Annotated in this window: 16 protein-coding genes and 2 pseudogenes; 14 read left to right on the forward strand and 4 right to left on the reverse strand. The window is 72.4% G+C overall.

Annotation, left to right across the window (positions count from 1 at the left end):
* The first annotated feature begins 340 nt into the window (after nucleotides 1-340).
* From KIF24_RS09035 to KIF24_RS09060, 6 genes and pseudogenes are all read left to right on the forward strand, one after another.
* Entirely contained in the window at nucleotides 341-1,303 is a 963-nt protein-coding gene (locus tag KIF24_RS09035; RefSeq protein WP_221083635.1) for a MurR/RpiR family transcriptional regulator, read from the forward strand.
* A pseudogene (locus KIF24_RS09040) lies at nucleotides 1,300-2,048 on the forward strand (sugar isomerase domain-containing protein). Before KIF24_RS09035 ends, KIF24_RS09040 begins: the two are co-directional and overlap by 4 nt.
* Nucleotides 2,049-2,074: 26 nt before the next feature.
* A complete protein-coding gene (gene ngcE, locus KIF24_RS09045; protein WP_221083636.1) occupies nucleotides 2,075-3,478 on the forward strand; it encodes an N-acetylglucosamine/diacetylchitobiose ABC transporter substrate-binding protein in 1,404 nt (467 codons plus the stop codon).
* A 38-nt stretch (nucleotides 3,479-3,516) separates the two neighbouring features.
* Nucleotides 3,517-4,458 (forward strand): carbohydrate ABC transporter permease, encoded by a 942-nt coding sequence (locus tag KIF24_RS09050; protein WP_221083637.1) that lies wholly within the window; start codon nucleotides 3,517-3,519, stop codon nucleotides 4,456-4,458.
* A 13-nt stretch (nucleotides 4,459-4,471) separates the two neighbouring features.
* Nucleotides 4,472-5,434: a carbohydrate ABC transporter permease gene (locus KIF24_RS09055; protein ID WP_221083638.1), complete on the forward strand. Its 963-nt coding sequence runs from the start codon at nucleotides 4,472-4,474 to the stop codon at nucleotides 5,432-5,434.
* A gap of 302 nt (nucleotides 5,435-5,736) precedes the next feature.
* On the forward strand, nucleotides 5,737-6,282 hold the full coding sequence (locus KIF24_RS09060) for a hypothetical protein (protein ID WP_221083639.1): 546 nt from the start codon (nucleotides 5,737-5,739) through the stop codon (nucleotides 6,280-6,282).
* An 81-nt stretch (nucleotides 6,283-6,363) separates the two neighbouring features.
* Here KIF24_RS09060 and KIF24_RS09065 read toward each other — a convergent pair whose 3' ends face one another.
* Nucleotides 6,364-7,368 (reverse strand): GNAT family N-acetyltransferase, encoded by a 1,005-nt coding sequence (locus KIF24_RS09065; RefSeq protein WP_230415408.1) that lies wholly within the window; start codon nucleotides 7,366-7,368, stop codon nucleotides 6,364-6,366.
* A gap of 52 nt (nucleotides 7,369-7,420) precedes the next feature.
* The gene (locus tag KIF24_RS09070; RefSeq protein WP_221083640.1) at nucleotides 7,421-8,065 is read right to left on the reverse strand and encodes an alpha/beta fold hydrolase; all 645 of its coding nucleotides are present in this window, start codon (nucleotides 8,063-8,065) and stop codon (nucleotides 7,421-7,423) included.
* Between the two features lie 108 nt (nucleotides 8,066-8,173).
* Between KIF24_RS09070 and KIF24_RS09075 the strand changes: the two genes are divergently transcribed.
* From KIF24_RS09075 to KIF24_RS09090, 4 genes and pseudogenes are all read left to right on the forward strand, one after another.
* Nucleotides 8,174-8,548 carry a nitroreductase family deazaflavin-dependent oxidoreductase gene (locus KIF24_RS09075; RefSeq protein WP_221083641.1) on the forward strand — a complete coding sequence of 125 codons (375 nt, stop codon included), beginning with the start codon at nucleotides 8,174-8,176 and terminating at the stop codon, nucleotides 8,546-8,548.
* Nucleotides 8,549-8,602: 54 nt separating this feature from the next.
* A pseudogene (locus tag KIF24_RS09080) lies at nucleotides 8,603-10,281 on the forward strand (bifunctional 3'-5' exonuclease/DNA polymerase).
* 104 nt (nucleotides 10,282-10,385) lie between these two features.
* A complete protein-coding gene (locus KIF24_RS09085) occupies nucleotides 10,386-12,473 on the forward strand; it encodes a xanthine dehydrogenase family protein molybdopterin-binding subunit (protein ID WP_221083642.1) in 2,088 nt (695 codons plus the stop codon).
* 175 nt (nucleotides 12,474-12,648) lie between these two features.
* Complete coding sequence (locus tag KIF24_RS09090; RefSeq protein ID WP_221083643.1) at nucleotides 12,649-13,755, forward strand: hypothetical protein; 1,107 nt, start codon at nucleotides 12,649-12,651, stop codon at nucleotides 13,753-13,755.
* Here KIF24_RS09090 and KIF24_RS09095 read toward each other — a convergent pair.
* Both KIF24_RS09095 and KIF24_RS09100 read right to left on the reverse strand, forming a co-directional pair.
* A complete protein-coding gene (locus tag KIF24_RS09095; RefSeq protein ID WP_221083644.1) occupies nucleotides 13,752-14,741 on the reverse strand; it encodes an FAD binding domain-containing protein in 990 nt (329 codons plus the stop codon). The genes KIF24_RS09090 and KIF24_RS09095 overlap by 4 nt on opposite strands.
* On the reverse strand, nucleotides 14,738-15,277 hold the full coding sequence (locus tag KIF24_RS09100; RefSeq protein ID WP_221083645.1) for a (2Fe-2S)-binding protein: 540 nt from the start codon (nucleotides 15,275-15,277) through the stop codon (nucleotides 14,738-14,740). Before KIF24_RS09100 ends, KIF24_RS09095 begins: the two co-directional genes overlap by 4 nt.
* Nucleotides 15,278-15,404: 127 nt before the next feature.
* Between KIF24_RS09100 and KIF24_RS09105 the strand changes: the two genes are divergently transcribed.
* The 4 genes from KIF24_RS09105 to KIF24_RS09120 all read left to right on the forward strand — a co-directional run bounded on the left by KIF24_RS09105 (nucleotide 15,405) and on the right by KIF24_RS09120 (nucleotide 19,956).
* Nucleotides 15,405-16,400 (forward strand): XdhC family protein, encoded by a 996-nt coding sequence (locus KIF24_RS09105; protein ID WP_221083646.1) that lies wholly within the window; start codon nucleotides 15,405-15,407, stop codon nucleotides 16,398-16,400.
* A 126-nt stretch (nucleotides 16,401-16,526) separates the two neighbouring features.
* Nucleotides 16,527-17,948 carry a polyprenol phosphomannose-dependent alpha 1,6 mannosyltransferase MptB gene (gene mptB / locus KIF24_RS09110; RefSeq protein ID WP_331461046.1) on the forward strand — a complete coding sequence of 474 codons (1,422 nt, stop codon included), beginning with the start codon at nucleotides 16,527-16,529 and terminating at the stop codon, nucleotides 17,946-17,948.
* Nucleotides 17,949-17,988: 40 nt separating this feature from the next.
* On the forward strand, nucleotides 17,989-19,212 hold the full coding sequence (locus KIF24_RS09115; RefSeq protein WP_221083647.1) for a glycosyltransferase 87 family protein: 1,224 nt from the start codon (nucleotides 17,989-17,991) through the stop codon (nucleotides 19,210-19,212).
* Between the two features lie 150 nt (nucleotides 19,213-19,362).
* A complete protein-coding gene (locus tag KIF24_RS09120; RefSeq protein ID WP_221083648.1) occupies nucleotides 19,363-19,956 on the forward strand; it encodes a nucleotidyltransferase family protein in 594 nt (197 codons plus the stop codon).
* The last annotated feature ends 84 nt before the right edge of the window (nucleotides 19,957-20,040 follow it).

A 20,040-nucleotide genomic window follows, 5' to 3' on the forward strand; every position in this document is an offset into this window, starting at 1 on the left:
AGCGGCAAGCAGGCCACCCGATCCAGGATCGAGCACGACCTCGCCCGTAGCGCGGCGTGCCGGCGGGGTGCGGGCGAGCGGCCCGCCGCCGAGCGCCAGGAAGCTGGTGTCGCCGGCCGACCGGATCCGGCCGGCGGTGGCGGCACGCCGGCCGCCGACCTCCTTGATCGATCCGTGTTCAGGCTGGTGGTGGCGCTGATTCGGGGCAAGGGGGAGGCTCGGCTCGGCGGCTGTGCGCCAGGTAACAGTTTGAAAACTTCGCCCACGGTCTTGACACGGAGGTGCCTTCAGTAAGAACTTTTACCACTAACAGTTAACAGTCTTTTCCGAAAGGCGTCCCATGGTTGATCACGAGGCGGACACCTCCGCGGGCACCGCGGTGGCCGATGCCGTTGGGGTCGACCGCCGGGGCGCCCTGGGTGTCGCCTCCGACGGGGTACTGGCCCGGGTGCGCACCGGGGCCGCCGAGCTGACCGGCGCGCTGCGCCGGGTCGCCGAACACGTGCTCAGCGACCCCGAGGCGGCGGCCCGGGCCACCATCGTCGAGCTGGCCGAACGCAGTGGCACCTCGCCGGCCACGGTCACCCGCTTCTGCCGGGCGATGGGCTTCGACGGCTACGCCGACCTGCGGCTGGGCATCGCCTCCGAGACCGGCCGGGCCCGTTCGGCCGGCTGGACGGTCGACATCGGGCGCGAGATCCAGCCCGGCGACCCGCTCGACCGGGTGCTGGAGCAGATCATGGCCGCCGACACCCGGGCCATGCACGACACCGCCGCGCTGCTCGACCTGGCCGAGGTGGAGCGGGCCGCCGTCGCCGTCGCCGGTGCCAGCCGGGTGAACATCTTCGGTGCCAGCGGCAGCGCCCTGGTGGGCGAGGAGATGCAGTTCAGCCTGCACCGCATCGGGGTGGCCGCGTGGGCCTGGAACGACGTGCACTCCGGGCTCGCCTCCGCCGCACTGCTGCGCCCGGGTGACGTCGCGCTGGGCATCTCGCACAGCGGTCAGACCCGGGAGGCGATCGAGATGCTCGCCGAGGGCGGCAGCCGGGGCGCGACCACCATCGCGCTGACCGGCTTCCGGCGCTCGCCGCTGGCCGAGCTGGCCGACATCGTCCTGCTCACCGCCAGCCAGGCCACCACGTTCCGCCCGGACGCGCTGTCCGCCCGGCATCCGCAGCTGGTGGTGCTCGACCTGCTCTACATCGCGGTCGCCCAGCGCACCCACGACCGCGCCCACGCGGCCTTCCGGCGTACCGCCCAGGCCGTCGACGGGCACAAGGCCGCGAGGGGAGCCAGCGCATGATCAGCGCGCAGGGGTACGCCGACGCCGTCCGGCCCGTCCTCGACCGCCTCGTCGAGCAGGAGTCCGGGGCGCTGGACCGGGCCGCCGACCTGATCGCCGCCAGCCTGCGCGGCGGCGGGTGCTGCAGGCCTTCGGTGCCGGGCACTCGGAGGCGTTCGCCGCCGAACTGGTCGCCCGGGCCGGCGGGCTGGTCCCCACCAACCGGCTCTCGCTGCACGATCTGGTGCTGCACGGCGACGCACCGCGTGGCGTGCTCGCCGACCCCAAGCTGGAGCGCGATCCGGCCGTCGCGCACCAGCTCTACGCGCTCGCCGCGCCGCAGCCGCGGGACGTGTTCGTGGTGGCGTCACACTCCGGCATCAACGGTTCGGTGGTCGAACTGGCCCTGCTGGCCACCGGGCGCGGTCACCCGCTGATCGCGGTCACCTCGGTCGCGCACACCGGACGGGTCGCCCCGCGGCACCCGTCCGGCCGGCGGCTCGTCGATCTCGCCGACGTCGTGCTGGACAACGGCGCGCCGTACGGTGACGCACTGCTGCCGCTCGAGGGCGGCGGCGCGGTCTGTGCGGTCTCCTCGGTCACCTCGGCGCTGCTGGCGCAGCTGCTGACCGCGGAGGTCGTACGACGGTTCCACCAGGCCGGAGAGGTGGCCCCTATCTACCTCTCCGCCAACGTCCCCGGTGGGGACGAGCACAACCTCGCCCTCGAGTCGCGGTACGCCGGGCGTCTCCGGCGCACCGCCTGACCCGACACCACAAGGAGAGTCAGACGATGTCCGTTACCCCCGATCTTGACCGCCGGACCCTGCTGCGTCGCGCGGCGGCTGCGGGCCTCCTGGTGACCCCCGCTGCTGGCCTGCTCAGCGCCTGCGCCGGCAGCACGCCGGACCAGAACGACGACAACGACGCGGAGAAGAGCAACGACAACCCGTTCGGCCTGCAGGACGGCAGCGCCGTGAAGGTGGTCATCTTCAACGGTGGGCTGGGTGACGCCTGGGCGAAGGAAGACCAGGCGATCTTCAGCGCCAAGCACCCGAACGTCACCGTCAACATGAGCTCCACCCAGAAGATCAAGACCGAAGAACAGCCCAAGATGGCGACGCAGCCCAGCGACCTCATCATGAACTCGGGCGCCGACCTGATGGACCTGAGCACGCTGGTCAACGAGGGCGCCATCGAGCCGCTGGACGACCTGCTCGCCGCCCCCGCCTGGGACAGCGAGGGCACGGTCGCCGACTCGCTGCTGCCGGGCACCGTCTCCGACGGCACCTTCCAGGGCAAGTTCTTCGTGGTCTACGTCGCGTTCACCGTGTGGGGCAACTGGTACAACGGCGCCCTGTTCGACCGCGAGGGCTGGGCCCCGCCGAAGACCTTCGAAGAGTTCTTCACCCTCGCCCCGCAGATCAAGGCCAAGGGCATCGCCCCGTACGTCTACGACGCCGTGCACGGCTACTACCCGCGCTGGGCGCTGATGGCCTCGATCTGGAAGTCGGCCGGCAAGCAGGCGGTCGTCGACATCGACAACCTGAAGGAGAACGCCTGGCGCGCCGAGGGCATCCTGCCGGCCCTGGAGGCGTGGGAGAAGCTGGTCAAGGACAAGCTGGTGCTGCCGGGCAAGCTCGACCACACCCAGTCGCAGCAGGCGTGGCTCGACGGCAAGGCCGCCTTCATCCAGGTCGGCACCTGGCTGAAGAACGAGATGGCCGCGACCATCCCGCCGGGCTTCGAGATGAAGCTCTCCGACTACTGGGGCGTGAGCGCCGCCGACAAGGCGCCGAAGGACGTCTTCGCCGGTGCCGGTGAGGGCTTCGTGGTGCCGAGCAAGGCCCCGAACAAGGCGGCGGCCAAGGAGTTCCTGCGCGCGGTGCTGTCGAAGGCCGGTTCGGCGAAGTTCGCCGAGCTGACCAAGTCGCTGGCGTCGACCAAGGGCTCCGGCGACAACGTGCAGGACCCGGCGCTGGCCACGGCCAACGAGCTGATGAAGAACGCCGGCTCGGACCTGATCTCGGTCAAGCTCTGGGACTTCTACGCCGACCTGGACAAGGAGAGCCAGAACCTCTCGCAGGAACTGATGGCCGGCCGGCTCACCGCCGCGCAGTTCGTCGACAAGATGCAGGCCGCCGCCGACAAGGTCGCCGGCGACTCGTCGATCACCAAGCAGACCCGCAACGTGTGACACCTGCCCGGACATAACCGAACGAGGAAGTGGGAGAAATGCGGCACGGTGTTGCGCGTTTCGTCACGGGTTTCCTGGCGCTGCCGGTCGGGCTGTACCTCTTCTACGTGGTGTGGCCCTTCCTACAGGCGGCCGGGTACTCGCTGACCGACTGGGGAGGCTACTCCGACAGGCAGCAGTTCGTCGGGCTGGACAACTACCTCCGGCTCTTCTCCGACGAGCTGATCAGAAAGGCGTTCTGGCACAACGTCTTCTTCCTGATCACCGTGCCGTTCTTCACCATCGCGCTGGCCCTGTTCCTCGCGTTCCTGCTCAACGTGGGCGGACGCGAGGACAAGGCCGGCATCCGCGGCGTCTTCGGCTCCGGTCTCTACAAGGTGATCTTCTTCTTCCCGCAGGTGCTGTCCCTGGTCGTCGTCGCGGTGATGTGGCAGCAGATCTACCGTGCCGACGGCCAGGGCCTGATCAACGGGGTACTGATGAAGCTCGGGCTGGTCAGCCCGGACGAGCCGATCACCTTCATGTACGACCCGGAGCCCTTCCTCGGCGTACCGGCGGTGCTGTGGTGGTTGCTGCTGATCGCGGTCTGGAGCGGTGCCGGCTTCTACATGGTGCTCTTCTCCGCGGCCATGCAGTCCATCCCGAAGGACGTCTTCGAGGCGGCGATCCTCGACGGCGCCGGGCGTTTCCACACCTTCTTCCGGATCACCCTGCCACTGCTGCGGGACACCGTCTCGGTGGCCTGGGTCTACCTGGGTTTCATCGCCCTGGACATGTACGCCCTGGTCTTCGTCATGACGCCGAGCCAGGGCGGCCCCAACCACGCCAGCGAGATCTTCGCATCGGTGCTGAACTTCACCGCCTTCCAGAAGGGTCAGTTCGGCTACGCCTGTGCGATGGGTGTGGCGCTGGCGATCTTCACGATCCTGCTGGCCGCGCTACAGCTGAGGATCACCCGTCGTGAGCGGATCGAGTACTGAGGAGAGCTGGACGATGAGCACGGTGACCCACACTCCGGGTGGACCGGCCGGCACCGACCAGGCCCCGCCGCCGACCCGTACGCCGGCGCAGCGGGCCGCCGTCGGCGGCGGCCGGGCCGGGGCGCGGTTCTTCAACGGCTTCTCGCACCTGTTCCTCGCCGTCTGGGCGATCATGGTGGTCTACCCGCTGCTGTGGGTGGTGATGTCGGCGCTCAAGACCGACTCGGAGGTCATCCGCAAGCCGCTGTCGCTCGTTCCCGAGCGGTTGCAGTGGGACAACTTCGCCCGGGCCTGGACCGAGGGGCACATCGGTTCGTTCTTCTTCAACACCGTCCTGGTGCTGGTCGGCAGCGTCTTCCTCACCATGCTGCTCGGCTCGATGGCCGCCTACGTGCTGGCTCGCTACGAGTTCCGCGGCAACCGGCTGATCTACTACATGTTCCTGTCCGGGTTGACCCTGCCGATCTACCTGGCCGCGGTGCCGCTGTTCAAGGGCGTCTACAACACCGGCGTGGTGCTGCCGTTCCTCGGCCCGAACAAGCACCTCATGCTGATCCTGGTCTACGTCGCCTGGTCGCTGGCGTTCACCGTCTTCTTCATGCACTCGTTCTTCCGCACCCTGCCCACCGCGATCGCCGAGGCGGGCATGGTCGACGGGGCGTCGCACAGCCGGCTGTTCTTCAGTGTCATGCTGCCGATGGCGAAGCCGGGCCTGATCAGCATCGGCATCTTCAACGTCCTCGGCCAGTGGAACCAGTGGTACCTGCCGACCCTGTTGATGCAGTCGGTGGCCGGCGAACCGAAGAACCAGGTCATCTCGCAGGGCCTCATCGAGCTGTCGGTGAACCAGGGCTACCGCTCCGACTGGTCCGGGCTGTTCGCCGGGGTGACCATGGCGATGCTGCCGGTGCTCATCGTCTACATCGTCTTCCAGCGTCAGGTGCAGTCCGGCCTCACCGCCGGCGTCACCAAGTAGCCCCCGCACCCTGCTCGATCCGGAAACATCGGCCTCGCCGCGAGTCCGACCGACCCAGGATCGAGCACGGTCACGAAGCCGGGTGGTGCCGCTCAGACGCGGCGTCCGCCGTCCTCACCGGCCCGGCACCAGTGTGGTGCGCAGGTCGAGCACCACGGTGCCGCCGAACTCGTCGACCAGCCGGCCGAGGACGGCCAGTGCGCGCTGTTGCTGCACCCGGAGCCTGACAGTAGTAACCACGTACCAACAAGACCGGGCGTGCTGTGCCCGGTCGATCGGGAGCTGATCGCTACGCTGCGGGGATGGATGTCGATGAGCGGCTACGGCGGATCCGCGGTTGGCTGTGGATCGTGGTGGTGGCCCTGTTTCTGAGCGGGGTGACCGCGTTTCCGCTCGAGATCGAGGTGCGCTGGCTGCTGCGGGCGGTCGACCCGCTCGCCGAGCAGTTCCCGGCCCTGGTCGGCTGGATCGAGCGGGTCCACGTCGGGCTGGTCGAGACCGGGGACCGGTACCCGTTCATGCGGTACGGAACCGACTGGCTCGCGTTCGCCCACCTGGTGCTGGCGGTGGCCTTCTGGGGGCCGCTACGCGATCCGGTGCGCAATGTCTGGGTGGTCCAGCTGGGCATGATCGCCTGCGCCGGTATCGTGCCGCTCGCGCTGATCTGTGGGCCGCTGCGGGAGATCCCGTGGTTCTGGACGGTGGTGGACCTGTCCTTCGCCGTCGGGGCGTTCCCCCCGCTGTGGTTCGCGTACCGGCACATCCGGGCGATCGAGTCGCAGCAGGCCGAGCCGGCAGGACCGGCCCGCTCGTCGACCGCCGAGACCGCCGGGCCGGCTCGTCCGTGACAGCGGTCCTGGCGAGGAGTGACAGCGGTCCTGGCCAGGCGCGAGCGGCTGGCCCGGGACCGGCGGTAGCCTCGGTGGCGGTCAGTAGCGGATCAGCCGGTGCAGCCGGAGGAACGTCTCGGTGAAGCCGAGCGCCGGCCAGGCCCGCGAGGAGAGCAGGTTGGTCACCCGCCAGTCGGTGACCACGCTGCCGAACCCGGCCGACACCGCCCAGTCGATGACGGCCGTGCCGAGGGCCCGTCCGGCGCCGCCGCCCCGGGCGTGCGGGAGGACCGCCGCGAAGCCGAGGAACCCGGCGTGGTCCGGGCGGGCCAGGCTCAGATGTCCGCCGGACTTCTCCAGCGCGCAGCCGACCGCCGAGCCGATGACCCGGCCGTCCGACTCGGCGACGAAGGTGGCGTACGCGGGGTCGTCGACGTCGGCCGTCCACTCGGCGAGGGCTTCCTCCAGCGTGCCCAGCTGACCGGCGGAGAACGTCGGGGACCGTCCCTGATGCAGTGGCAACTCGAGGTCGAGCTGGGCGAGTGCCGGGACGTCGGCCCGGGTCGCCCGGCGTACCGACAGCCCGTCCGGCAGCACCGTCCCCGGCCGGACGGCGGGCCGGATGGCGTGCGCGTGCTGCTGGCCGAAGCCCAGCCGGAACCAGGCCCGTACCAGTTCCGCGTCGTGCGCCGGAACGACGACGTAGTGCGCCGTGCGGCCCTCGTCGACCCACCGGGCGGCGGCGACCGCGTACAGGTCGCGCATCACCTCGGGGTCGGTGACCGCGAGTCCGGCGGCCTCCACCCAGATGTTCGGCCCCCACAGCGGTGACGGCTTCGGGGCACCGAGGACGAAGCCCACCGGTGCGCCGGCGCGGTACGCGACCGCCCCCGACGAGTCCGGTGTCTCGTACGCGGCGGTCAACTCCGTCAGCGCCAGGACGGTGTCCTCGAACCGAGCGGACAGCAGCGGCTGGGCGGCGCGGTGCCGGCGGTGCCGGTCGGCCAGCAAGGCGCCGCAGGCGGCCAGGTCGGCGGCCGTGAACGGCCGTAGCTCGGTCCGGGACATGGCCGGCACCCTACGCACCACCAGCGTCGAGGTCATCCGGGTTTCGATGGCACCGGTGCGTAGCCGATGGACCGGGCTGCCGGCGCCTTCAGCGCACCAGGTAGGCGGTCAGCCGATCGGCGAGTTGCTTCGGGTGACTGAGCGTCACCGCGTGGCAGCCGTCGATCTCGTCCGGGACGACACCGAGTCGGTCGGCGGCCACCCGGCGTTGGAAGTCCGCCGGGAAGAACCGGTCGTCGCGCGCGATGAGCACCTTCGTCGGCACGTCCGGCCAGGCGTCCAGCGGCCACGGCTCGTCCCACTCGGCGCTGGCCTGGTCCCGCCCGTGCGCCGGCGCCTGCGCGACGACCTCGGCCGGCACGCCGTGGTAGAACTGCTCCTGCTCGCTGAGACCTTCCGTGGCGCGGTGACCGGTGTTGCCCCACCAGTCCCCGGGCGACTCACCGGGCTTCGGGATCATCGGAGCGAGCAGGACGATCAGCCGCGCCGGCAGCTTGGCGGCGATCAGCGGAGCGGTGAACGCACCGTACGAGTGCCCGACGACCACCAGGTCGCGCCGGTCGCCGATGGCGCCGACCACCGTCTCGCAGAACTCGGCGAACCCCGCCGAACGGTCCTCGATCGGCAGCTCCGGCACCACCACGTCGTGGCCACGGTCGGTCAGCTCCGGTGCCAGAAGGTGCCAGTCCCAGGCGCTGCCACCGCCGCCGTGGATCAGAACAAGGGTCGCCATGCGCCTAAGTCTCGCCGCCGGGTACGACAGTCGTGGCGCCGCACCCGGGCGGGTACGATCCGGCCTTCTGGTGCCAGTGAATCGCCGCCGGAGGTCGAGGAGGTCGGGATGCCACTGCCGCGCTGGCTTGCCCGGATCAACAAGCGGGTCGTCAACCCCAGGGAGATCCGTCGGGGCGTGCGGCCGGTCCTGACTCATCTGGGCAGATCGTCAGGCCGGATCTACCAGACTCCGCTCGACGCTCACCCGCTGCCCGACGGGTACCTGTTCCTACCGCTGTACGGGCCACGTACCGACTGGGTCCGAAACGTGCTCGCTGCGGGAACAGCACGGCTGACCGTCGGCGGCGAGCAGGTGCAGTTGGATTCCCCACGGATGGTGCGGAAACAGGAGGTCTGGCCGCTGCTGCCGGCAGGCACCAGGGCTCCACCGGGAATCTCGAACGATTCCGAACTGCTGCGCATGGACCTTCGCCGCGGCTGACGACCCGCCGGGGTCGGCACCGTTGTGTCGTAGGGGCCGGGCAGAATCGCGTCCGTGCAGGTGGCGGTGGTGTCCGACGGGCGGGGCGGGGGAGTGCTGCAACCCCTCGGTCCGGCCGGTGCGCCGCTGGGTCCGCCCGAGCCGGTCACCGACCTGCCCGCCGCGGTGGCCGCCCGGGAGCGCACCGACCGGCCGCGTTGGGTGTGGGGTTGCGGCGCCGTGCTCTACCCGGCGCTGCTGCGCGACGGCGTCCGGGTGCAGCGGTGCCACGACGTGGAGCTGACCGAGGCGCTGCTGCTCGGGTACGCCGGCCGTTGCGGTGAGCCGCGCGCCCTGGCGGCGGCGTGGGCGCGGCTGGCCGGGGCGCCGGTGCCGGCGGATCCGCCGCCGCGTGCCGCCGCGCCGCCCGGCGCCGGGCAGGCCGCGCTCTTCGACGCCGCACCAGGCCCGCCGGGCCCGGGCATCACCGCGTTGACCGGGGTGTACGCCGACCAGCTCGACCGCATCGGGGCGACCGCCCAGCCGGGGCGGTTCCGGCTGCTGGTGGCCGCCGAGTCGGCCGGCGCGCTGATCGCGGCCGAGATGGGAGCGGCGGGCCTGCCGTGGCGTGCCGACGTGCACGACGCGGTCCTGGCGGAGCTGTTGGGTGAGCCGTCCCCGGTGGGCGGGCCGCCGCGCCGGCTGGCGGAGCTCGCCGCGCGGATCGCCGCCGCGTTCGGGGTGCGGCAGGTGCACGCCGACAGTCCGGCGGAGTTGCTGCGGGCGTTCGCCAGAGCGGGGTTGGAGTTGCCGAACACCCGGGCCTGGGTGCTGCGCGGGGTGGATCATCCGGCGGTGCCGCTGGTCCTGGAGTACAAGGAGCTCTACCGGATCTGGACCGCGCACGGCCGGGCGTGGCGGGACGCCTGGGTCCGCGACGGCCGGTTCCAGCCGGAGTACGTCCCCGGCGGGGTGGTGTCGGGGCGGTGGGCCACCCGGGGTGGTGGCGCGTTGCAGATCCCGAAGGTGATCCGCCGGGCGGCGGTGGCCGACCCGGGTTGGCGGTTCGTGGTGGCCGACGCCGGGCAACTGGAGCCGCGGGTGTTGGCGGCGGTCTCCGGTGACGCCCGGCTCGCCGCGGCGGGCGCGACCGGCGACCTGTACGCCGCGCTGGCCCGGGATGCGTTCGGGGCGATCGCGGCCGGGCCAAGCTGGCCCTGCTCGGCGCGATGTACGGGCAGACCGGCGGCGAGGCGGTGCCGGCGCTGGCGGTGTTGCGGCGCAACTATCCGACGGCGTTCGCCCATGTCGAGGCGGCGGCGCGCACCGGGGAGGCCGGCGGGCTGGTGCGCTCGTGGCTGGGGCGCACCTGCCCGCCCGGGACGGCCGGTCTCGGCACGGCCGACGACGGGGTGGCCGACCCGGACGCGGCCGGGGATCCGCGGTCGGGCCGGGCTCGCGCGGCTCGCTCCCGTGGCCGATTCACCCGCAACTTCGTCATCCAGGCCACCGCGGCGGAGTGGGCCTCCACGCTGCTCGCGGTGCTCCGGGGCGAGTTGGCCGGCACCGATGCCGAGCTGGTCTTCTTCCAGCACGACGAGGTGATCGTGCACTGCCCGGCCGAGCAGGCCGAGCGGGTCGCCGAGGCGGTCGACCGGGCCGGGCGGCGGGCCACCGCGCTGCTGTTCGGGGAGACTCCGGTCCGCTTTCCGTTGGATGTCTCGGTCGTGGAGTGCTACGCCGACGCCGCGTGAGCCGGGTGGCGGGCTCCGACGATCCGGGCGACAGCCACCGCAAAAAAACATACTATGAGCGTTATGCGTAGTTGGCTGCTGACGGTCGTGGACGGGACGTGCCGGTGAGCCGCACCGGCGCGGTGGGGCAGCCGCACGCCCGTCTGGAGGGCCACGACAAGGTGACCGGGACCGCCCGGTACGCGGTGGAGTACCCGGTCGACGGCGTGGCGTACGCCCACCTGGTGCAGTCGACGATCGTGCGGGGCACCATCACCGGGGTGGACACCGCCGCCGCGCTGGCGGTCGACGGCGTCCTCTGCGTGCTGCACCACGGCAACGCGCCCCGGCTGGCACCGGGCGTCGACGCGGAGGTGTTCCGCCTCCAGGAGCCGACCGTCCACTACCGGGGCCAGATCGTGGCGGTGGTGGTGGCGGAGTCCAGCGAGGCGGCGCGCGAGGCGGCCCGCCTGGTCCGGCTGGACTACCACCCGCAGCCGTACCGCACCCGGTTGTCCGCCCAGGACCCTGACCTGTACCGGCCCGACCACGTCAACCCGGCCTACCCCACGGACGTCCTCGCCGGTGACTTCGACGCCGGCTTTGCCGAGTCCGAGATCCGGTTGGACCTCAGCTACCGCACCCCGTCGTACCACAACAGCCCGCTGGAGCCGCACGCGTCGACCGCGCAGTGGCAGGACGGGCGGCTGCTGGTGCACGACTCCAGCCAGGGGACGTCGCCGGGTCGGGAGATCCTGGCCCGGCTGTTCGGGTTGCCCCCGGAGTCGGTGCGGGTGATCAACACACATGTCGGCGGCGGGTTCGGCAGCAAGCTCTACGGCAAGACCCAGACGGTGCTCGCGGCGCTGGTGGCCCGGCATGTCGACCGGCCGGTCCGGCTGGCGTTGACCCGCCAGCAGATGTTCGGACCGGTGGGCTACCGCACCCCGACCATCCAGCGGATCCGGCTCGGTGCGGGCCGGGACGGGCGGCTCGCCGCGATCGCCCACGACGCCGTCAGTCAGACCTCGACGCTGACCGAGTTCGCCGAGCAGAGCGCCGTCTACACCCGCAACCTGTACGCCGCGCCGAACCGGCGCACCACGCACCGGCTGGCCCGCCTCGACGTGCCGACACCCTTCTGGATGCGGGCACCGGGGCACACCCCCGGCTCGTTCGCGCTGGAGTCCGCCCTGGACGAGCTGGCGCTGGCCTGCCAGGTCGACCCGGTCGAGTTGCGGCTGCGCAACGACACCACCGTCGACCCGGAGAGCGGGCGACCGTTCACCAGCCGCAACCTGGCGGCCTGCCTGGACGACGGGGCGCGCCGGTTCGGCTGGGTCGATCGGGATCCGACCCCGCGGTCCCGGCGCGAGGGCCGGTGGCTGTTCGGTACCGGCATGGCCGGCTCCAGCTATCCCGCCCGGATGCGCCCGGCCGCCGCCTCGGCCGCCGCGTCCGCCGACGGGACCTTCGAGGTGCGGATCAACGCGGCCGACATCGGCACGGGCGCGCGTACGGCCCTGTGGCAGGTTGCCGCGGACGCGCTCGGCGCACCGCCTGAGCGGGTGCGGATCCAGGTGGGCGACAGCGCCCTGCCGGCAGCGGACTCGGCGGGGGGATCGACAGGTCTGGCCTCCTGGAGTTGGGCGGTGGTCCGCGCCTGCGAGCGGTTGTGCGACCGGATCGCCCGGTCGCGTGGCGGCGTGCCGGCCGAGGGACTGTTCGTCGAGGTGAGCACCGACGACGAGGTGGCCGCGCAGGCCACGCTGCCGCGGTACGCGTACGGCGCGCAGTTCGCCGAGGTGCGGGTGGACGTGGACACCGGCGAGGTCCGGGTGCGGCGGCTGCTGGGCGTCTTCGCCGTCGGCCGGGTGGTGAACCCGACCACCCTGCGCAGCCAACTGATCGGCGGGATGACCATGGGCCTGTCGATGGCGCTGCACGAGGCGGGGCTCTTCGACGCCCGGTACGGCTGCTGGACCAACCACGACCTGGCCAGCTACCACGTGAGCAGCAACGCCGACGTGCCGGCGGTGGAGGCGTACTGGGTGCCCGACGAGGACGCCCAGCTCAACCCGGTCGGGGTCAAGGGCGCCGGCGAGATCGGGATCGTCGGTGCGGCCGCGGCGATCGCGAACGCGGTGCACCACGCCACCGGCGTACGCGTCCGTGAACTTCCCGTCACCCTGGACAAGCTTCTCCCCGCCTGACTGCGGCAGATGTTCACCCTCATTTCTTCCGCCATGCATTGCGGTGTGCCTGCGGAATTCATCTGTCAAATCGACGGGCACCCGCTATTTCCGTGCCCGTACGTCGTATGCCACCCTGGGTGCTCACGGCACCGGACAATATCCAGCCAGGCGTGCTCGCGCGCGGGGAGGCAGCATGGCCAGACGCGTCTTCTTGCATATCGGTGCGCCGAAGACCGGCAGCACCTATGTGCAGAACGTGCTCTGGAAAAATCACGACGCCCTGATCGACGCCGGCATTCTGTTGCCGGGCAGCAGCGCCGTGGCTCAGGACCAGGCGATGGCGGACCTGCGCCAGGCGCCCTGGCGGGACACCGGCGTCCACTGGACGTGGGACCGGTTGGCCGAGAAGGCCCGCAAGTGGTCGGGCGATGTGATCATCAGCAACGAGGGGCTGGGTGCGGCCACCGACGCACAGGCCGCCCGGGCGGTGCAGAGCCTGCAACCCGCCGAGATCCACGTCATCGCGGCGGGCCGGGATCTGTGGCGAACCTTCCCGTCGTTCTGGCAGCAGAGCATCCGGGCCCGCAGCGGCTGGCGCTTCGGTGCCTTCCTGCGGGCCGTCGAACAGGGCAAGGCCGAGGTGTTCTGGACCAGGCACACGGCCCCGCACATGCTGCGTCGGTGGGGCGACCTGGTCCCGGCCGACCGGCGGCACCTGGTGACCGTCCCCCCGCCCGGTGCCCCACGTGACCTCCTCTGGCGGCGCTTCGCCGGGATCATGGGCATTCCGGAGGGCCTGTGCGAGCTGGCCGAGCCAACCTCGAACCCCTCGCTCGGCGCCGCCGAGATCGAACTGCTCCGTCGCGTCAACCTGGCGCTGGGCGACCGGTATCCGCTCCGGACGCCCTACCAGAAGGTCGTCCACCGCCATCTGGTCGACGCGGTGCTCAAGCAGCGCAGCGAAGGGCTGAAGTTCGGCGTCGGCATGGAACGGGCCGACTGGGTGAGCGACCTCGCGGAGCAGCAGATCAAGGAACTCCAGGACTACCCCTGCCGGATCGTTGGTGATCTCGACGAACTCCGGCCGGCCATCATGAAGCAGACCACCAGCCCCGACGAGCTCGACGAGGGGCAACTGCTCCAGGTGGCGGTCGAGACGATCGTCGGCATGCTGGGCCACGCCGAGTCGCTCAGCCAGCGCACCGGCCGCGACTTCGAGACTGTCCTGTCCCGACTCAGGACCCGAGCTGCCGGCGGAGTCCGGCGCCGGCTGCGGCTGGCCACCCGGCAGGGTTCTTAGGGCACCCTGCCGACCAGGTCCAGCACGGTACGGACGATGGCGTTGCGGGCGAGCGGGATCTTGAAGGCGTTGTCCGACTGTGGCCGAGCGTCGGCGAGTTCGGCCGCCGCGGCCCGGCGCAGTCGCTCCTCGCTGACCGGCCTGCCGCGCAGCAGGTCCTCGGCCCGGGTGGCCCGCCAGGGCCTGGGTGCCACACCGCCGAGTGCGATCCGCACGTCGCGCACCCGCCCGTCGGCGAGGTCGATCGCGGCGGCGACCGACACCAGCGCGAACGCGTACGAGGCCCGGTCGCGGATCTTGCGGTACCAGGAGCGGCGGGCGAACGGCAGCGACGGCAGGTCCACGGCGGTGATCAGCTCTCCGTGGGCCAGCACGTTGTCGTGCTGGGGTGCGGATCCCGGCAGGCGGTGCAGTTCGGTGAGCGGGATGCTCCGGCCGCCGGCCGGGCCGATGGTCTGCACCGTGGCGTCGACCGCGACCAGCGCGACGGCCAGGTCGGACGGGTGGGTGGCGATGCAGTCCGGCGAGGCGCCGAGGACGGCCAGGTCCCGGTTGTCGCCCTCGATCGCCGAGCAGCCGGTGCCGGGTTCGCGCTTGTTGCAGGCGGTGGTGACGTCCTGGAAGTAGCGGCAGCGGGTGCGTTGCAGCAGGTTGCCGCCGACGGTGGCGAGGTTGCGCAGCTGGGTGGAGGCGCCTTCCAGCACGGCCTGCGCGACCAGCGGGTAGCGCAGCCGGATCAACGGATCGGCGGCGAGGTCGCTGTTGGACACCCCGGCGCCGACGCGTACCCCGCCGTCGGGCAACTCCTCGATCGCCCGGGAGGTCGCCCCTCGAACGTCGACCAGCAGGTCCGGGCGGGCCACGTCGAGCTTCATCAGGTCCACCAGGTTGGTGCCGCCACCGAGGAAGGCCGCCTGCGGTGACCCGGCGAGCAGGGCCACCGCGCTGGCGGGGTCGGTGGCGCGTTCGTAGCGGAACGGCCTCATGAGCGGGCCACCTGCTGGATCGCGGGCACCATGTTGGCGTACGCGGCGCAGCGGCACAGGTTGCCGCTCATCCGCTCCCGGATCTCGTCGGGGTCGCCGGTCAGGTCGACCGGGTCGGCCTGGGTTGCGGTGTCGGTGCCGTCGGGCGGGCGGAACGTCACCGCGCTGGGCCACCCCGCCGCCGCCTCGTCGAGCATGGCGACGGCGGAGACGATCTGCCCTGGCGTGCAGTAGCCGCACTGGAAGGCGTCGTGCTCGACGAAGCTGCGCTGCATCGGGTGCAGCCGACCGTCGGCGGCGAGCCCGGCGGCCGTGACGATCTCGGCGCCGTCGTGGGCCACGGCCAGCGCGAGGCAGCTGTTGGCGCGTCGCCCGTCGAGCAGCACCGTGCAGGTGCCGCACTGGCCGTGGTCGCAGCCCTTCTTGGGGCTGGTGTTGCCCAGCCGTTCGCGGAGCGCGTCGAGCAGGGTGGTGCGGGTGTCGACGGCGAGGCGGTGGTCGGCGCCGTCCACCCGAAGCGTGATCTGGGTATCCATGGTGGTTAGCCCCCGGAAGGTCGTGAGTCGCCGACCAAGTTATCGCCATTGACCCGATCGGCAGCGGCCAAACCCCAACAAAGCTATAAAAAGGTACGCAGACGGTTCGGCTTGGGGGTGACGGCAGGTGTTGGCGGAGGTGTGGCCGTTCGTCGAGCAGCGGCACGGTGCGGGGCAGCGGGTCGTGCTGGCCCGGTTGGTCCGACGCGCCGGCCCGGGCTCCCGGCCGCTGGGTGCCACCATGGCGGTGGCCTCGGACGGCGGCTGGACCGGGTCGGTCTCCGGCGGCTGCGTGGAGGGTGCCCTGCTCGACGAGGCCCGCACGGTGCTCCACGGAGCCCCTCCCCGCCTCACCACGATCAGTCCCGGCGCGGACCGGATGCCCTGGGAGCCCGCCCCCGCCTGCTCCGGGGAACTGGGCGTGCTGATCTGCCCCGTGCCGGCCGGTCCGGTGTACGCGGCGATCACCGCGGCGCTGGCCGGCCGTCGCCCGCTCGCGCTCGGTGTCGCACTGCGGGAGCCGTTCCGGTGGTCGACGGCCGCGTGCCGGGACGGGCTGCCGGGCGGCGAGGACCACTTCGTCGAGGAACTGCGTCCCGGCCCGGTGCTGCTGGTGGTCGGCGCCACGGACCTGGCCGCCGCGTTGGCCGCCCTGGCCGTCCCGCTGGGTCACCGGGTGGTGGTGGTCGATCCGCGCCCCAGGTACGCCCGGCGGGAGCGGGTGCCCGCGGCCGACGACGTGGTCTGCGACTGGCCGGACGAATGGTTGGCGGCCGCCGACCTGACTTCCCGCGACGCGGTGCTGGCGCTCACCCACGACCCGCGGATCGACGACCGGGCGATCCGGGCCGCCCTGGCCGGCACGGTCGGCTACGTGGGCGCGCTGGGCAGCCGGGCGACCCATGCCCAGCGGTTGTCCCGGCTGGCCGGTGTGCCGGGCCTCGACCGGCTCAGTGGCCCCGCGGGCCTGGATCTGGGCGCCGACTCGCTCGCCCAGACCGCGCTGTCCATGCTCGCCGAGGTGGTCGCGGTCGGCAACCGGCGCGCGGGCGGGCGGCTGCGCGACGCCCGGGGCGCCATCCGGACCACCACCGGGAGCGCGGCACCGAGCCTGGTGGCCTGACGGGCGCGCCGAGCAGATCCGGCTCGCGGCCCGCCGACCGGCGACGCGGGGAGCGGACACCCCGGGGTCGCCTGTTGATCGACAAGTGGCCGTCTGGTGGCCAGGTCGCAGTGGCACCATGCCCCGGTGCTGATACCGCCGAGCGTGCCCGCGTACCGCCTCCTCGGCGGGTCGGGCGCCACCCTGCTGGCGATCGCGGGCTGCGGCGCGGGCGCGTTGCCGGTGCAGGACGCGCTCTGGTGGCGGGCACTGCGCCACCTGGACCGGCCGGCTCTGCTCCTCGGCTACGCCGGGCTTACCCTGCTCGCGGTCGCCTGGTGGTGGGCGGGCCGCGACCTGCGGGAGTCCGGCCGGACCGGCGCGGCCCGCCTCGACGTGCGCGGTGCCGCCATCACGCTGGCCTGCTGGGCGGGGCCGTTGCTGCTCGCACCGCCGCTGTTCTCCCGCGACGCCTACAGCTACCTGGCCCAGGGCGCGATGGTCCTCGCCGACCTGGACGTCTACCAGCTCGGGGTGGCGCACCTCGGCGGGGGGCTCGCCGCCGAGGTGCCGCAGATGTGGCAGCAGACGCCGGCGCCGTACGGACCGCTCTTCCTGGCGCTCGCCGCCGGCGTCTCGGCCCTCAGCGGCGGGCACCTGGCGCTCGGCGTGCTCGCGCTGCGGCTGGTCGCGGTGGTCGGGCTGGCGCTGATCGTGGTGAACCTGCCCCCGCTGGCCCGGCACTGGGGGGTCGACCCGGCCGTGGCGCTCTGGTTGGGGGTGCTCAACCCGCTCGTACCTCTGCACCTGGTCGCCGGCGCGCACAACGAGGCGGTGATGCTGGGGCTGCTCGTGGTCGGGCTGCGGCTGGCCGTCACGGGCCGCTTCGGTGCGGCGGCCGTGCTGGTCACGCTGGCCGCGCTGGTGAAGGTGCCGGCGGTGCTGGGCCTGCTGGTGGTGGCCGCGATTGCCGTCCGCCGCGTCGGCGTCCGCGCCGCGGCGGCCCGCATCGTCGGCTTCGCGGTGGTCACCGGCGCCGCCGTCACCTGGGCGACCGGCATCGGGTACGGCTGGATCGGCGCCCTGGCCACGCCGGCGTACCGGCACAGCTGGTCGATCTCGACGGCCCTCGGCCGGGGCGCGCGGCGGGTGATCGAGGACCTCGGCCTGGATCTGGGCAACCTGCCGATGCGGACCGGAATCGTGGCGGGGCTGCTCGGCCTCCTCGCCGTCGCGGGCGCCGTCTGGTGGTACCGGCACCGCCTCGGCCCGGCGTACGCGGTGGGCCTGCTCCTGCTGGCCGTGGCGCTGCTCGGTCCGGCGACGCGGCCGTGGTACGCGCTGTGGGGCCTGGTCCTGCTCGCGGCGGCGGCCCCGGAGGGTCGGCCCCGGCAGGCGGCGGCGCTCGGCGCGGCGGTGCTGGCCTTCGTGGCCCTGCCCAGCGGGTTCGGCCCCGACGCCGAACAGGCTCTGCTCGCCGCCGCGGGTGTGCTCGTCGGGCTGGCCGTCGTCGGTGTGTTTCGGCTGCTCGCCCCGCCGCCTCCGCTGGCCGTGGCGGTGCCCGGATGACGGCCACCGCCGCGGGGACCGGCTCGGCGCCGGCGGCGGGATGTGGCGGCGGCTGCTGCTGGTGGGTGGGCTGGCCACGGCGATCGCGGTGGCGATCGCCGTGCTGCCCGGCCACCGGGGCTGGTTCGACATCGGGGTCTACCACGGGGCCGTGGCGCACTGGGTGGCCGGCGGGGAACTCTACGAGTGGGTGACCTGGAACCAGTACGGGTTCACCTATCCGCCGTTCGCCGCGGTCGCCATGCTGCCGATGGCGGCCCTGCCCTGGCACGCGACGATCGCGGTCAACCTGGCGCTCACCGTCCTGGCGGCCGGGTTCCTGTTGCTGCTGCTGGTCGGCCCCCTCGTCCGCCGCGTCGGCCGGCCGCGGTGGTACGCGTTCGCCCTGGCCGGGTGCCTGCTCGCCGCGCTCAACCCGGTACGTGACACGGTCAGCTTCGGTCAGGTCAACCTGCTGCTGATGGCGCTGGTCTACCTCGACCTGTGGCTGCTGGAACGGGGGCGTCGCGGTGCCGGCGTCGGGATCGGACTGGCCGCCGCGATCAAGCTGACCCCGGCGGTCTTCGTCGGGTACCTGCTGGTGACCCGGCGGTGGCGGGCCGCCGCGACGGCCGTCGCCACCGCCGCGGCGGCGACCCTGTTCGCGGCGGCCGTGGCACCGAACGCCACCCGCGCCTACTTCACCGAGGCGCTGTGGGACACCGGGCGGGTCGGGAGGCTGGAGTACGTTTCCAACCAGTCGCTGCTCGGGCTGGTCGCCCGGCTCGATCCGGCGCACCCCGACCGGCTGCTGTGGCTCGCGCTGGTCGCCGGGGCGCTGGTCGTGTGGTGGGTCCGGGTCCGGGTCCGGCGGGCCGCCGGGTCCGGCGACGAGCGGGCGGGTTTCGCGCTCACCGGTGTGCTGGCCCTGCTGATCAGCCCGATCACCTGGGTGCACCATCTGGTCTGGCTGGTGCCGGGACTGGTCGTGGTCGCCGCGGCGACGCTGCCGTGGCCGCCGGCCGGGCCCGTCGCCCGCCGGCGGCTGCGCGCCGGGATCGCCGCGTACGTGGTGCTGTGCAGTGGCGTGGTGTGGGTCTTCGCCAACGGCTTCGGCGGGCCGTACGGCTTCCTCGGCGGCAACGCGTACCTGCTGGTCGCGGTCGGGTTCCTGGCCCTGCTGCCGGTCCGTCGCGGTGCCTCGACCATGGTCGGGCCGGTCCGCCCGGCCGGGCGGCGTTCGAGTTCCGCTGCCCGGGTCCGGCCGCGCGTGGAGACCGAGTAGTAGCAGAATACCCAATTTATACGATTTGCCCCGCGACTCTCCTCCCGCCGCAGTCGTTGCAAACGGTGTGCGTCGGACGGGACGGACAGCGCCACGGTGCCTGCCCGAACCCACTCTGGAGGGAGCGCAGCTCTGAACCGGATCGCAGGAATGATCATCGCCGCGGGGGGCGGTCGCCGGATCGGCGGCCCGGAAGCCCTGCTGCACCAGGGCGGCAAACCCCTGGTCGACCAGATGATCGACACGCTGACGGAGGCGGGCTGCGGGCAGATCGTGGTCGTCCTTGGCGCCGCGGCCAACCAGGTCCGCGAGACCGCCGACCTGAGTCGCGCCACGGTGGTGGTCAACCGGGCCTGGGGCACCGGCGTCGGCTCGTCCATCCGCGCCGGCCTGGCCGGCATCGACGACGACCGGATCGAGGCCGCGGTGGTGGTGCCGGTCGACATGCCGGGTCTCACCGCCGCGGCGGTCCGCCGGGTCACCGCCCTGCCCTTCTCCGACGTGCTGGTCTGTGCCACCTACAACGGGCTGCGCGGCTACCCGATGCTGTTCGGCCGCCGGCACTGGCCGGGCATCGCCACCCTGGCCAGCGCCGACGTCGGCGCCCGGCCGTACCTGCTGGCCCACAAGGACCAGATCGTCGACATCGCCTGCGACGCGGTCGCCGACGGCAGCCGCGTGGACACCCCCGAACTGATGGCCCTCTACGGCCTCACCGTCCCCGAACAACGCATCGGCGTCTGACCCCTCCTCCCTCCCTCCCTCCCCCTCCCGTCGATCATGCAGTCGTGGTCGGAAGAATGTCCTTTACGCCCTTTTGGGTAGGCG

The organism is Micromonospora tarapacensis (assembly GCF_019697375.1).
Taxonomy (GTDB): Bacteria; Actinomycetota; Actinomycetes; order Mycobacteriales; family Micromonosporaceae; genus Micromonospora; species Micromonospora tarapacensis.